General features: G+C 72.1%; 7 protein-coding genes. 5 read left to right on the top strand and 2 right to left on the bottom strand.

Features of this window, described 5'->3' with window-relative positions; translation table 11 throughout:
- The first annotated feature begins 178 nt into the window (after positions 1-178).
- A complete protein-coding gene (gene secA, locus BR98_RS27565) occupies positions 179-2,932 on the top strand; it encodes a preprotein translocase subunit SecA (RefSeq protein WP_035848674.1) in 2,754 nt (917 codons plus the stop codon).
- A gap of 56 nt (positions 2,933-2,988) precedes the next feature.
- Here secA and BR98_RS39700 read toward each other — a convergent pair whose 3' ends face one another.
- Positions 2,989-3,624 (bottom strand): Rv3235 family protein, encoded by a 636-nt coding sequence (locus tag BR98_RS39700; RefSeq protein ID WP_051970267.1) that lies wholly within the window; start codon positions 3,622-3,624, stop codon positions 2,989-2,991.
- A gap of 298 nt (positions 3,625-3,922) precedes the next feature.
- Here BR98_RS39700 and BR98_RS27575 point away from each other — a divergent pair, with 298 nt between their 5' ends.
- From BR98_RS27575 to BR98_RS27590, 4 genes are all read left to right on the top strand, one after another.
- Positions 3,923-4,432, top strand: a complete 510-nt coding sequence (locus BR98_RS27575) for a DUF6912 family protein (RefSeq protein ID WP_035848677.1) — start codon at positions 3,923-3,925, stop codon at positions 4,430-4,432.
- 84 nt (positions 4,433-4,516) lie between these two features.
- The gene (locus BR98_RS27580; protein ID WP_035848683.1) at positions 4,517-5,173 is read left to right on the top strand and encodes an HAD family hydrolase; all 657 of its coding nucleotides are present in this window, start codon (positions 4,517-4,519) and stop codon (positions 5,171-5,173) included.
- An 85-nt stretch (positions 5,174-5,258) separates the two neighbouring features.
- Positions 5,259-6,884, top strand: coding sequence for an L-glutamate gamma-semialdehyde dehydrogenase (gene pruA, locus BR98_RS27585; protein WP_035854116.1), 1,626 nt, complete (start codon positions 5,259-5,261; stop codon positions 6,882-6,884).
- Between the two features lie 300 nt (positions 6,885-7,184).
- A complete protein-coding gene (locus BR98_RS27590; RefSeq protein WP_035848689.1) occupies positions 7,185-12,131 on the top strand; it encodes an NAD-glutamate dehydrogenase in 4,947 nt (1,648 codons plus the stop codon).
- 116 nt (positions 12,132-12,247) lie between these two features.
- Here the strand turns inward: BR98_RS27590 and BR98_RS27595 are convergent, their stop codons facing one another.
- The gene (locus tag BR98_RS27595; RefSeq protein ID WP_035848691.1) at positions 12,248-14,944 is read right to left on the bottom strand and encodes an FtsK/SpoIIIE domain-containing protein; all 2,697 of its coding nucleotides are present in this window, start codon (positions 14,942-14,944) and stop codon (positions 12,248-12,250) included.
- Positions 14,945-14,991 lie beyond the last annotated feature (47 nt).

A 14,991-nucleotide genomic window follows, 5' to 3' on the forward strand; every position in this document is an offset into this window, starting at 1 on the left:
TGTACCCGTTCTGATACCTATCGCGGGATCCGCCCCCACGAGTGACACCGGAATGGCGTGCTGACGCACCTCCCGGGGCATTGGCCTCCTCGCATACGATGGCCCGTGCGGTGGGGTGGATCCCACCGCGCAAGTCGTTGCCCAATCCAGTGCCAATCCAGGCGAGGAGCCCGCTCAAGTGTCCGTCTTCGACAAGATCCTGCGCGCCGGCGAAGGCAAGATCCTTCGTAAGCTCCAGCGGATTGCTGCCCAGGTCAACTCCATCGAAGAGGACTTCGTCAACCTCACGGACGACGAGCTGCGCGCACTGACCGACGAGTACAAGTCGCGGCTGGCCGACGGCGAGTCGTTGGACGACATCCTCCCCGAGGCCTTCGCCACCGTCCGCGAGGCCGCCAAGCGCGTGCTGGGCCAGCGCCACTACGACGTCCAGCTGATGGGCGGCGCCGCCCTGCACCTCGGCTACGTCGCCGAGATGCGCACCGGCGAGGGCAAGACCCTGGTCGGCACGCTGCCCGCCTACCTCAACGCCCTGACCGGCGACGGCGTCCACCTGATCACCACCAACGACTACCTCGCCGAGCGCGACTCGGAGTGGATGGGCCGGGTGCACCGCTTCCTCGGCCTCGAGGTCGGCGTGATCCTGGCGAACATGCCGCCCGCCGAGCGCAAGCGCCAGTACGGGATGGACATCACGTACGGCACCAACAACGAGTTCGGCTTCGACTACCTGCGCGACAACATGGCCTGGTCGCAGGACGAGCTGGTGCAGCGCGGCCACAACTTCGCGATCGTCGACGAGGTCGACTCGATCCTGATCGACGAGGCCCGTACCCCGCTGATCATCTCCGGCCCGGCCGACCAGGCGACCAAGTGGTACGCCGACTTCGCCAAGCTGGTGCTGCGCCTCAAGCGCGACCGCGACTACGAGGTGGACGAGAAGAAGCGCACCGTCGGCGTGCTGGAGGAGGGTGTCACCCGGGTCGAGGACTACCTCGGCATCGACAACCTCTACGAGTCGGTCAACACCCCGCTGGTCGGGTTCCTGAACAACGCCATCAAGGCCAAGGAGCTCTACAAGGCGGACAAGGACTACGTCGTGATGAACGGCGAGGTCATGATCGTCGACGAGCACACCGGCCGCATCCTGGCCGGCCGCCGCTACAACGAGGGCATGCACCAGGCGATCGAGGCCAAGGAGGGGGTGGAGGTCCAGAACGAGAACCAGACCCTGGCCACCATCACCCTGCAGAACTTCTTCCGCCTGTACGACAAGCTGTCCGGCATGACCGGTACCGCCACCACCGAGGCGGCCGAGTTCCACCAGATCTACAAGCTCGGCGTGGTCCCGATCCCGACCAACAAGAACCCGAAGCGGATCGACCAGCCCGACCTGATCTACAAGTCGGAGCCGGCCAAGTTCGCCGCCGTGGTGGACGACATCGCCGAGAAGCACGAGAAGGGCCAGCCGGTCCTGGTCGGCACCGTCTCGGTGGAGAAGTCCGAGTACCTCTCCCAGGAGCTGCGCAAGCGCGGCGTCCCGCACGAGGTGTTGAACGCCAAGCACCACGAGCGCGAGGCGCAGGTGGTCGCACAGGCCGGGCGCAAGGGCGCGGTCACCGTCGCCACCAACATGGCCGGCCGCGGTACCGACATCATGCTCGGCGGCAACCCCGAGCACCTGGCCACCGCCGAGCTGGCCCAGCGCGGCCTGAACCCGGTGGACACCCCGGACGAGTACCAGGCGGCGTTCCCGTCCGCGCTGGAGAAGGCCAAGGCCTCGGTCAAGACGGAGCAGGAGGAGGTGCAGGAGCTCGGCGGCCTGTACGTGCTCGGCACCGAGCGGCACGAGTCCCGCCGGATCGACAACCAGCTGCGCGGCCGCTCCGGCCGTCAGGGCGACCCGGGTGAGTCCCGCTTCTACCTCTCGCTGGGCGACGACCTGATGCGCCTGTTCAAGGCCGGCATGGTCGAGCGGGTGCTCTCGATGGCCAACGTCCCCGAGGACGTGCCGATCGAGTCGAAGATGGTCACCCGGGCGATCGCCTCCGCGCAGACCCAGGTCGAGCAGCAGAACTTCGAGATCCGCAAGAACGTCCTGAAGTACGACGAGGTGCTGAACCGCCAGCGCGAGGTCATCTACGGCGAGCGCCGCCGGGTCCTGGAGGGCGAGGACCTGCAGGAGCAGATCGGCCACTTCATGGACGACACCGTGGCGGCGTACGTCGAGGCCGCCACCGGTGAGGGCTTCGAGGACGACTGGGACCTGGAGAAGCTCTGGCTCGCGCTGAAGCAGCTCTACCCGATCACCCTCGAGGTGGACGCCCTGGAGGAGGAGGCCGGCGGCTCGGCGGGCCTCACCACCGAGTTCCTCACCAAGGTGCTGCAGGAGGACATCCAGGCCCAGTACGGCGCCCGCGAGGACCAGCTCGGCGAGCAGGTCATGCGTGAGCTGGAGCGCCGGGTCGTCCTGTCGGTGCTGGACCGCCGCTGGCGCGAGCACCTCTACGAGATGGACTACCTGCAGGAGGGCATCGGCCTGCGGGCGATGGCCCAGCGCGACCCGCTGGTCGAGTACCAGCGCGAGGGCTTCGACATGTTCGGCGCCATGATGGAGGGCATCAAGGAGGAGTCCGTCGGCTACCTGTTCAACCTGGAGGTCCAGGTCGAGCAGCAGGTCGAGGAGGTCCCGCTGCCCGCCGACGCGGACGAGGCCGAGATCTCGCTGGAGAAGGAAGCCCGCCCCGAGATCAAGGCCAAGGGCCTGGAGGCGCCGGTGCGTCAGCGGCTGCACTACACCGCTCCGTCGGTGGACGGCGACGAGACCGTGATCGAGGGCGAGTTCGAGGACGAGCCCGCGGGCGTCGCGGAGGGCGACGGGCTGACCCGCGCCGAGCGCCGCAAGGCCGCCAAGGGCCGCCGCCGCAAGTAGGCAGCACCCGGTACGGGGCGCCGCTCGGGGATTCCCGGGCGGCGCCCCGCCGCTTTTCACCGCGCCTCCACGGCCGCGCACTGCCACTGGTCGGTGCGCCGGTGCCGCTCCAGCCGGAACGCCACCATGTGGTGCCGGATCCCGGCCTCGACCCGGACGCAGACCTCCAGCGCACCGGGGGCCGGGGTGGAGTCGTGCACCGGACCGAGCCTGGGCAGGGCGGCTCCCGGCTGCCGCAGCGGACCGCCGTGCACCAGCCTGGCCAGCTGCCGGTAGCCGTCGTGGGTGGTGTGCCGGACCAGCTGGCCGGCCGGGCGCACCCCGGCCAGCACCTCGACCAGCCGCAGCGCGAACCGCCGGGCCAGGTCCTTGCGCCCGGCGCTGTCGCGGCCGTCGCCGCCGGCCGGGCCGCAGGCCGCTCGCGGCTGCCGGGGTGCGCGCGGCGGTGCCGGCCGGTGCCGGGGCAGCGGGCCGGCGGCCGGCCTCGGGGCGGCCGCCAGCGCGCTGATCGTCGGTGCGGTGATCGTCGGCGCGCTGATCGTCGGTGCGGTGATCGTCGGCGCGCTGATCGTCGGTGCGATGGTCGGCGCGCTGATCGTCGGTGCGATGGTCGGCGCGCTGGCGGGCGGCGTGGCGGCCGGATGCGCGGTGGCAGTGTGCGCAGTGGCGGGACGGATCGCGGTCTCGGTCATGGGCGGTACCCCCGGGTGCGGGCTGCGGAAGCGGGCGTGTGTCAGTGCTATCGGCGTCCCGGCCCGCGCCTCAAGCGCTTTCCGGGTACCCCGCCCGGGGTCCCCCGAACGGCCGCTTGACAGCCCCGGCACCCCTGGCAGGCACCGGCCGACGCCCGCCACACCCGGCGTCCGGGCCCGGCCTGCGGGCCCGCCGCGATGCGCTCGAAGGGGTACACCCGGGGTGATCGTCCTGGCCGTATTCTGTGGAGGTCCCCAGGACCGCCCCAAGGACCAACCGGAAGCGAGCGTGCCCCCGATGCGTGTCTACGTGCCCACCACCCTGGCCGCCCTGGCCCAGGCGCACCCGGACGGCGCGCTGGAGCAGTCCGCTGCCTACGCCGTCACCCCGGCGCTGCGCGAGTGGTACGTCAGCGACGACCTCGAGGAGCTGGAGTACGCCGCGCTGGTCCGGGCCGCGCAGTCCTCGCTGCGTCTGCTGGCCGCCGACCCGGGCGCGCCGCGCCGGCGCGTGGTGGTGGCGCTGGACGTGCCGGACAAGGCCGTGCAGCCGTTCGCCGGAGACGAGTACCAGGACCAGGCCTCGCTCGGCCGGGTCAGCCTCGCCGCCCCCGTCCAGTTGGCCAAGGCCGCCGCCGTGCACGCGGACGCCGACGAGCAGGAGGTCACCGCGGACGTGGCCGCGGCGGTCGGTGCGATCACCGCCGCGGACGCGGGCGACGCCGACGCGCAGTTCAGCGTGGACGGCGCCGAGGATCACGAGCTGCTCTGGTTCGCGACCCAGGAGATCGCCGGTCTGATCGGCTGACCGTCCGCCCGTCGATCCGTCGACACCCCCCAACCTTCGGCCGGGGGTTGCCCGCATGTCAGTCCGACCCGTTACCGTTCCGGGGTGCGAACTCATATCGTCTGGGACTGGAACGGGACCCTGCTCAATGACATGGCGGCCGTGGTCGGCGCCAGCAACGCCGCCTTCGCCACGGTCGGCGGGGCACCGCTGAGCCTGGAGCAGTACCGCGCCAACTACGAGATCCCGATCCCGCGCTTCTACAAGCGGGTGCTGGGCTTCCAGCCGAGCGGTGCCCAGTGGGAGGCGCTGGACGCCGCCTTCCAGCAGCGTTACTCGGAGTTGAGCGGCGGCTGCACCCTGACCGAGGGCGTGGTGGAGCTGCTGGCCGGCTGGGCGGCCGAGGGCGGCACCCAGTCACTGCTGTCGATGTATGAGCACCAGCGGCTGGTTCCGGTGGTCGAGCGGTTCGGCATCCAGCGGCACTTCCTGCGGGTGGACGGCCGGGTCGGCCCCTCGCACGGACAGAAGGCCGCCTCGCTGGTCCGGCACCTGGCCGCGCTCGGCCCGACGGTGGACCCGGCCCGCACCGTGCTGATCGGCGACGCGGCGGACGACGCGCTGGCCGCCCGGGAGGCCGGGGCGCACGCCGTGCTGTACACCGGCGGCTCGCACATCCGGGAGAACCTCGAGCCGATCGGCGTCCCGGTGGTGGACACCCTGGCCGAGGCCGTCGAGTTGGCGCGGAAGATCACGCGCTGAGCGGTGTGTCGCGGGCCGGCGGTCGGCGCTCGGGTGGTCAAGGTGGGACCGACCACCGAAGCGAGGAGTACCGCCGACCATGCCGATCGACGCCGTGACCCAGGTGCCCGAACCGGTCAACGAGCCGGTGCACGGCTACGCCCCGGGCAGCCCCGAGCGCGCCCGGCTGCTGAGGCGGCTGGACGAGCTGGCGGCCGAGCCGATCCCGCTGCCGATGACCATCGGCGGCGAGCAGCGGTTCGGCTCCGGTGAGCGGATCGACGTGGTCCAGCCGCACCACCACGCCGCCAAGCTCGGCGTGCTGGGCAACGCCACCCAGCAGGACGCCAAGCTCGCGGTGGACGCCGCGTTGGCGGCCGCGCCCGAGTGGCGCCGGCTCTCCTTCGACGACCGGGCGGCGGTCTTCCTGCGCGCGGCGGACCTGTTGGCCGGCCCCTGGCGGGAGACCCTGGCGGCGGCCACCATGCTGGGCCAGTCCAAGACCGTCCAGCAGGCCGAGATCGACGCGCCCTGCGAGCTGGTCGACTTCTGGCGGTTCAACGTGCACTTCGCCCGGCAGCTGCTGGCCGAGCAGCCGCGCTCCTCGCCCGGGGTGTGGAACCGCACCGACCACCGCCCGCTGGAGGGCTTCGTCTACGCCGTCACCCCGTTCAACTTCACCGCGATCGCCGGGAACCTGCCCACCGCCCCGGCACTGATGGGCAACACCGTGGTCTGGAAGCCCTCGCCCACCCAGACCCTCTCGGCGTTCCACCTGATGCGCCTGCTGGAGGCGGCCGGGCTGCCGCCCGGGGTGATCAACCTGGTGACCGGCGACGGCCAGGCGCTCTCCGAGGTGGCGCTGGCGCACCGGGAGCTGGCCGGCCTGCACTTCACCGGTTCCACCCGGACCTTCCAGTCGCTCTGGCAGACCATCGGCGCCAATCTGGCGAAGTACCGCGGCTATCCGCGGATCGTCGGGGAGACCGGCGGCAAGGACTTCCTGATCGCGCACCCCTCGGCCGATCCGGCGGTGCTGAAGACCGCGCTGATCCGGGGCGCCTTCGAGTACCAGGGCCAGAAGTGCTCGGCGCTCTCCAGGGCCTACCTGCCGCGCGGGCTCTGGCAGCAGATCAGGGACGAACTGCTGGCCGAGGTGGACGCCCTGACGGTGGGTGATGTCAGCGACCTGTCCAACTTCATGGGCGCCCTGATCGACGCCCGCGCCTTCGCCAAGAACCGCGACGCGATCGAGCGGGCGAAGCGGGACCGGAGGGTGGAGCTGGTGGCGGGCGGGCAGTACGACGACGCGATCGGGTACTTCGTCCGGCCGACCGTGCTGGTCGGCGAGGATCCGGGGAACGAGATCTTCTCGACCGAGTACTTCGGCCCGATCCTGGCCGTGCACGTCTACGAGGAGAAGCGGTGGACCGAGGCGCTGGCCGCGGTGGACGCCGGCGCGCCGTACGGCCTGACCGGGGCGGTGCTGGCCCAGGACCGGTACGCCATCGCGCAGGCCGTCGAGGCGCTGCGCTACGCGGCCGGCAACTTCTACATCAACGACAAGCCGACCGGCGCGGTGGTCGGCCAGCAGCCCTTCGGCGGCGGCCGCGCCTCCGGCACCAACGACAAGGCCGGCGCGGCGCAGAACCTGCTGCGGTGGACCTCGACCCGGTCGATCAAGGAGACCTTCGTTCCACCCACCGTGACGGGCTACCCCCACATGGGCTAGGGCCGGTCAGTCGGTGGAAAGCGGCCTGGTTGGACATGGTGTCCAGGAAAACCGGATCTTCCTATGGGATTGCTCCTCCATGTCCCCTGACACCTTCGTTTCATCCGGTTAGGCTGGCTGGCGTCGTCGGGACGGATCCCACAGGCCGAAAGATCTGTCGTACCCAGGCGAGGCGTTCTTTAAGCGTGCCTTGAGTGCCCCTCGCCGGATTGGTGCGAGAGGATTGTGGACGGACCCGGCGGTGCACACCCCAGACCACCACCGAGTCACGCAACGGCGCGCGACAGGAGCCAATCAGTCATGCAGACCAAGCTGGACGCAGCGAAGGCCGAACTGCTCGTCAAGGCGGCCGCAGCCGCCGAGCACAGCCAGGTGGGGGGAGCGGCGCCCGGGGAGGGTCTGAGCAACGGTGCTCTGACCGCGTACCTGCACCACTACTACCTCCACACCGCCCCCGAGGACGTGGTGGACCGCGACCCGGTCGACGTCTACGGCGCGGCGGCCTCGCACTACCGACTGGGGCTCAAGCGGCCCCAGGGCACCGCGGAGGTCCGGGTCTCCACCCCGACCGTCGACGAGAACGGGTGGTCCAGCGGCCACACCGTGGTCGAGGTGGTCACCGACGACATGCCGTTCCTGGTCGACTCGGTCACCAACGAGCTGTCCCGGCAGAACCGCGCGATCCACCTGGTGATCCACCCCCAGCTGGTGGTCCGCCGTGACATCACCGGCAAGCTGCTGGAGATCCTGGACATCGACGCCTGCGCGCGCAGCCAGGCCGGCGGCGCCGAGTGGCCCGCCGACGCCACGGTCGAGTCCTGGATGCACGTCGAGATCGACCGCGAGAGCGACCGCGAGGACCTGCGCCAGATCGAGGCTGACCTGCGCCGGGTGCTGGGCGATGTCCGCGAGGTGGTCGAGGACTGGGCCAAGATGCGCACCTCCGCGCTGCGCCTGGCCGACGAGCTCGCCGAGCAGCCCCCGGCCCACCTGCCCGAGCAGGAGGTCGGCGAGGCCTGGGAGCTGATGCGCTGGCTGGCCGACGACCACTTCACCTTCCTCGGCTACCGCGAGTACGACCTGGTCGAGCACGAGGGCGAGGAGGTGCTGCGGGCGATCCCCGGCACCGGCCTGGGCATCCTGCGCTCCGACCCGCTCAGCCACGACACCGACCACCACCCGGTCAGCGAGTCCTTCGGCCGCCTGTCCGCCCCCGTCCGGGCGAAGGCGCACGAGAAGAAGCTGCTGGTGCTGACCAAGGCCAACTCGCGCGCCACCGTGCACCGCCCGGCCTACCTCGACTACGTCGGGGTGAAGAAGTTCGACGCCGCCGGCAACGTGGTCGGCGAGCGCCGCTTCCTCGGCCTGTTCTCCTCGGCCGCCTACACCGAGTCCGTCTCCCGGATCCCGGTGGTGCGCCGCAAGGTCCAGGAGGTCGTCACCAACTCCGGCTTCTCCAGCGAGAGCCACGACGGCCGCGACCTGCTCCAGATCCTGGAGACCTTCCCGCGCGACGAGATCTTCCAGACCCCCGCGGACGAGCTGCAGCAGATCGCCACCAGCGTGCTCTACCTGCAGGAGCGCCGCCGGCTGCGGCTCTTCCTGCGCCAGGACGAGTACGGACGCTACTTCTCCGCGCTGGTCTACCTGCCGCGCGACCGCTACACCACCCGCATCCGGCTGCGCCTGATGGACATCCTGATGCAGGAGCTGAACGGCGCCACCATCGACTACACGGTGTACGCCACCGAGTCGGTGCTGACCCGCCTGCACTTCGTGGTCCGGGTCGCCCCGGGCAACGAGCTGGCCGAGCTGACCGAGGCCGAGGTCGAGCGGATCGAGGCCAAGCTGGCCGAGGCCGCCCGGTTCTGGATGGACGGCTTCAACGACCAGCTGCTCATCGAGCTGGGCGAGGAGCGGGCCGCCGAGTTGGCGCACAAGTACGCCAACGCCTTCCCCGACGGCTACCGCGCCGACTTCACCGCGCGCACCGCCGTGGCCGACCTCAAGCAGATCGAGTCGCTGCACGGCGAGGGCGACTTCCGCCTCAACCTGTACCAGCCGGTCGGCGCGGGCGACGACGAGCGCCGGTTCAAGATCTACCGGGTCGGCGGCCCGATCTCGCTGACCGAGGTGCTCCCGGTGCTGCAGCGGCTGGGCGTCGAGGTGCTGGACGAGCACCCGTACGCGCTGCGCCGCTCCGACAACACCACCGCCTGGGTCTACGACTTCGGCATGCGGCTGCGCGAGGCCGCCGAGCTGACCGACGAGGCCCGCGAGCGCTTCCAGGAGGCCTTCGCCGCCACCTGGACCGGCCGGGCCGAGAACGACGGCTTCAACGGCCTGATCCTGACCGCCGGGCTGACCTGGCGTCAGGCCGTGGTGCTGCGCGCCTACGCCAAGTACCTGCGCCAGGCCGGCAGCACCTTCTCGCAGGACTACATGGAGGACGCGCTCCGCAACAACGCGCACACCACCCGGCTGCTGGTCAACCTCTTCGAGGCCCGCCTCAGCCCCAGCCACCAGCTGGGCGCCCGCGAGCTGAGCGAGGCGATCCAGGAGGAGCTGGACGGCGCCCTGGACGAGGTCGTCTCGCTGGACGAGGACCGCATCCTGCGCTCCTTCCTGCACCTGATCCAGGCCACCCTGCGGACCAACTTCTTCCAGCGCTCGGCGTCCGGCGACTGGCACCCGTACGTGTCGATGAAGTTCGACCCGCACGCCATCCCGGACCTGCCCGCGCCGCGCCCGGCCTTCGAGATCTGGGTCTACTCGCCCCAGGTCGAGGGCGTGCACCTGCGCTTCGGCAAGGTCGCCCGCGGTGGTCTGCGCTGGTCCGACCGGCGCGAGGACTTCCGCACCGAGATCCTCGGCCTGGTCAAGGCCCAGATGGTCAAGAACACCGTGATCGTGCCGGTCGGCGCCAAGGGCGGCTTCGTCGCCAAGCAACTGCCCGACCCGTCGGTGGACCGGGACGCCTGGCTGGCCGAGGGCATCTCCTCGTACAAGACCTTCATCTCGGCGCTGCTCGACATCACCGACAACCTCAAGGCCGGCCAGGTCGTCCACCCGGTCGACGTGGTCCGGCACGACGAGGACGACACCTACCTGGTGGTCGCCGCCGACAAGGGCACCGCCACCTTCTCCGACATCGCCAACGGCGTGGCCGAGGAGTACGGCTTCTGGCTGGGCGACGCCTTCGCCTCCGGCGGCTCGGCCGGCTACGACCACAAGGGCATGGGCATCACCGCCCGCGGCGCGTGGGAGTCGGTCAAGCGCAACTTCCGCGAGCTGGGCGTGGACACCCAGACCCAGGACTTCACCGTGGTCGGCATCGGCGACATGTCCGGTGACGTCTTCGGCAACGGCATGCTGCTCAGCGAGCACATCCGGCTGGTGGCCGCCTTCGACCACCGGCACATCTTCCTGGACCCGAACCCGGACGCGGCGGTCTCCTTCGCCGAGCGCCGTCGGCTCTTCGACCTGCCGCGCAGCTCCTGGGACGACTACGACAAGTCGCTGATCTCGGCCGGCGGCGGCGTCTTCCCGCGCTCCGCCAAGTCGATCCAGCTGACCGGGCAGGTCCGCGAGGCGCTCGGCCTGCAGGCCACCAAGGTCACCCCCGCCGAGCTGATGAAGGCCATCCTGCAGGCGCCGGTCGACCTGTTCTGGAACGGCGGCATCGGCACCTACATCAAGGCCGAGCGGGAGACCAACGCGGACGTCGGCGACAAGGCCAACGACGCGATCCGGGTCAACGGCGGCCAGGTCCGGGCCCGGGTGGTCGGCGAGGGCGGCAACCTCGGCTGCACCCAGCTGGGCCGGATCGAGTACGCGCAGGACGGCGGCCCGGCCGGCACTGGCGGCTGGATCAACACCGACGCGATCGACAACTCGGCCGGCGTGGACACCTCGGACCACGAGGTGAACATCAAGATCCTGCTCAACCAGGTGGTCGCCGAGGGCGACATGACGGTCAAGCAGCGCAACGCCCTGCTCGCCGAGATGACCGAGGAGGTCGGCAAGCTCGTCCTGCGCAACAACTACGCGCAGAACGTGGTGCTGGCCAACGCGGTGGCCCAGGCGCACAGCATGGTCAACGTGCACTCGCGCATGATCAACCGGCTGGAGGCCGACGGCCAGCTGGACCGGGCGCTGGAGTTCCTGCCCAGCGAGAAGCAGCTGAAGGACCGTCAGCAGGCCGGCTTCGGCCTGACCCAGCCCGAGCTGTCGGTGCTGCTCGCCTACACCAAGATCACGCTGGCCGAGGAGCTGCTCGCCACCGAGCTGCCCGACGACCCGTACTTCCGCGACACCCTGCACCTCTACTTCCCGACCGCGCTGCGCCAGAAGTTCACCGAGGCGGTGGACAACCACGCACTGCGCCGGGAGATCATCACCACCCTGATCGTCAACGACACGGTCAACCGCGGTGGCTGCACCTTCGCCTTCCGACTGCGCGAGGAGACCGGCGCCGGCTACGAGGAGATCGCCCGCACCCACACCGCGGCCCGCGCGGTCTTCGGCCTGGAGCGGATCTGGGACGAGGTCGAGGGCCTGGACGGTCAGGTCCAGGCCGAGGTGCAGACCCGGATGCGGCTGCACTCGCGCCGCCTGGTCGAGCGCGCCACCCGCTGGATGCTCAACAACCGCCGCCAGCCGCTGGACATCGCCGGCACCATCGCGTTCTTCCAGGAGCGGGTGGACCAGGTGTGGAGCAGCCTGCCCAAGCCGCTGCGCGGCGAGGACCTGGCCTGGTTCCAGCACGTCTACGGCGAACTGGCCGAGGCGGGTGTCCCGGAGGCGCTGGCCACCCGGGTCGCGGGCCTCTCCTCGGCCTTCCCGACCCTGGACATCACCGTGGTCGCGGACCGGGCCGGCAAGGACGTCACCGAGGTCGCCGAGCTCTACTACGACCTGGCCGACCGCCTGGACATCACCCACCTGCTGGACCGGATCATCGAGCTGCCGCGCACCGACCGGTGGTCCTCGATGGCCCGTGCGGCGATCCGCGAGGACCTCTTCGCGGCGCACTCCGCGCTCACCGCCAACGTGCTGGCCTGCGGCGGCCCGGAGGCCACCCCGTCCGAGCGCTACGAGGCCTGGGCCGAGCTCAACGGCACGCTGCTGACCCGGGCGCAGACCACGCTGGACGACATAAGGGGATCGGACACCTACGAGCTGTCCAGCCTCTCGGTCGCCATGCGGGTCATCCGCACCCTGCTCCGCGCGGGGTCGATGGGCTGACCTTCGGGTCGCAGCCGAGCGCGAGGGCCGTACCTTTCGGGGTGCGGCCCTTTCGCATGGAACCCGGAGGCGCGAGCGGACAGGTGGGGGCGTGGAACTGTCACCGCGCTCCCGGCCTAAGCGCCCGCCGCCCGTTGCAGGGCGCTTGCCAGCAGCGCCAAGTCCGTCGGCCCGTTGCCCAGTTCGCGGACCGGGCGGCGGGTCGGCGGGGTGCCCAGTTGCGCGGGGTCGATGGCGACGACGGTGGGGCGCAGGGTGGAGGTGCGGGGGATGCGGCCGGTGACGCGGGCGGTTTGGAAGGCGAGCACGGCGCCGTCGGGGCGGCGGAGGTAGCCGCGGCCGGGGGTGGCGTCGGGGAGGGCGGCGGCGTCGTCCACGTGCACCAGCAGGTCGGAGTCGGCGGGGTGGTCGGTGCGCAGGGCGATCCGCCAGAGGGCGGCCTCGTCCACCTCGGTGCCCGAGCTGAGTTCGGGGCGGCCGGTGGCGGCGACCAGGTGGACGCCGAGGCGGCCGCCGCGCTGGGCGACGGCGGCCAGGGCGCGGGCCAGCGGGCGGCCGGCGGGGGAGTTCGGGACGAGCAGGGCGTCGTAGTCGTCCACCACGACGATCAGGCGGGGCGGGGGAGCCGTGACGGTGGCAACGGCGGCCGAGGGAGCGGCGGGAGCGGGGGAGGACGAACCGCGCGGGTGGACGATCCTCGCGCTCAGCGCCTGCTCGGCGTACCAGCTGCCGAACGGGCGGCCCTGGAAGAGTTCTTCACGATGGGTCAGCTCCTCCAACAGCGACTCGGCGGTCAGCAGTGCCTGGCGCGGGTCGGCGGCGGCGTCGAGCTGAGCGGTGACGTGCGGCAGTTCCGCGCAGCCGGCCAGTCCGTCGTCCTTGCCGCCGATCAGCAGCATCGAGAGCCGGTCCGGTCGCTCGCTGACCGCCAGCGAGGCGACCAGGGTGCGCAGCAGCTCGCTCTTTCCGGTGCCGCGGGCTCCACCGACCAGCAGGTGCTGATGCTCGATCAGCTCCGGGCCGGCCAGGTCGACGGTGCACAGGTCGTCGCGGGTGGTGCCGAGCAGCGCGGAGGCGGTGCCGGTGGTGCTGGGCAGGTCCTCCCAGCGGGCGGAGAGCTTGGCGGGGGTGACGGTGTCCAGCTGCAGCAGGTCCAGCAGGCGCAGCGCCTCGGGCAGCGGGCCACGGGAGACCGGGGCGGTTTCGCGCAGCGGCGCGAGGGCCCGGGCCAGTCGCTCGGCCCAGGCGGGGGAGACGGCGTCCAGCGCGATCTCCTCGACGGTCTCGGCGGCGTGCAGGGTCAGCTGGGTGGCGACCTCACCGGTGAGCAGCGCGGTGGCACCGAGGCCCTCGGGGAGCTGGTCCGGGCGCGAGGAGAGGCAGAGGACGTGGATCCCGGCGCCCGGGCCCTCGCGCAGCAGTCGGGCCAGCGCCGCTCGGGCGGCCTCGGATCCCGGGTCCCCGTCGACCAGCAGCACGGTCGGTGCGGGCTGCTCGGCCCCCACGGCGGTGAGCAGCTCGCTGAGCCGCTGCTCGGCCTGGGCCGGGTCGAGGCCGAAGAGGAGTCGGCAGTCCTGCCCGTGGCCCGGGCGCAGGTGCGGCAGCCACAGGGCCCAGGTCCAGTCCGCGGTGCGCTGCTCGGCGGCCGCGTGTGCGTCGGCGCTGACCACCACCAGGCTCAGCCCGCTCGGCGGGTGCAGCACCGCCAGCTGGGCGAGCAGCGCGCGGGCCAGCCCGAGCAGTCGCTCGCGCGGGCCGGCGGCGCCGAGGCTGCCGGCGGCGCGCAGGTCGACGGTGACGGGGACGGCGGGCAGCACGGTGCCCGGTGCGGTGCCGGGGCCGCCGGGCCGGTCGGCGGTGCCCAGGCGCAGGGTGAGTGCGTCGGGGTGGGCCGGGCCCCGTTCCCAGAGCCGGGGGCCGGGGCCGAGGGCGCTGAGCAGCAGGGTGGCCGGGTCGGGGAAGCGTTCCCGGAGGGCGGCGGCCTGGCGCAGCCGGGCCCGGTCGTGCTGCTGCCCGGGGTCGGGCAGGGGGGCGGTGGGCGTGCGCCCCAGAGTGCGGGAGACCAGGGTGCGGGTGAGCAGCGAGCGGGTGCGGCCGGGCGCGCTCGGCGCGGCGGGTGCGGGCTCCTCGCCGACGGGGGCGGTGGGCCGGGCGGCGCGCGGCGGCGGGCTGACCTGGAGGTGGCCGAGCCCGTCCGGCACGGTGGTGCGGGCGGCCTCCGCGGGCGGGGCGGCGGCCAGGGTGACGGTGGACTCGCCGAGCCGCAGCAGCGCGCCCTCGGCCAGCGGGCGGGGCTCGTCGGTGAGCGGGCGGCCGTCGAGCGCGGTGCCGTTGGTGGAGCCGAGGTCGTGCACGGTGACCGAGCCGTCGGCGGCCAGGTGCAGGGCGAGGTGCAGGCGGGAGACGTCGGGGTCGTCCAGCGGGACGTCGGCCTCGCTGGAGCGGCCGAGGCGGATCTGCCGGCCGTGCAGCCGGTGCACGCCGCCGGCGTCGGGGCCGCCGATCACCCGCAGCTCGGTGGCGGCGCCCGCCGGGGCGCCGTCGGCCTGCGGATCGGGCTCGCCGATCGAGAGGACGGCGCCGTCGAGCAACGGGGGGTGGCCGAGCGGGGTGCGGTCGTCGATCCGCTCCGCCCCGGCGTACAGGTGCACATGGGTCGCGCTGCGCGGACCGCGCACGCCGACCGCGCCGGCCAGCGCCACCGCGAGCGCCCCGAGCGCCGTGCCGACGGGCGCGGTGACCAGCACGTCGGTGGCGGACGCGGGCACGCCCGCGCCCGCGCGGGGTCGGAGGACCGTCAGCCGGATCTGCATCTCGCCCGGGGTTCCCCTCTGCTCGTGATGAGTGTTGGACCGCAGGA

The organism is Kitasatospora azatica KCTC 9699 (genome assembly GCF_000744785.1).
GTDB classification, from domain to species: domain Bacteria; phylum Actinomycetota; class Actinomycetes; order Streptomycetales; family Streptomycetaceae; genus Kitasatospora; species Kitasatospora azatica.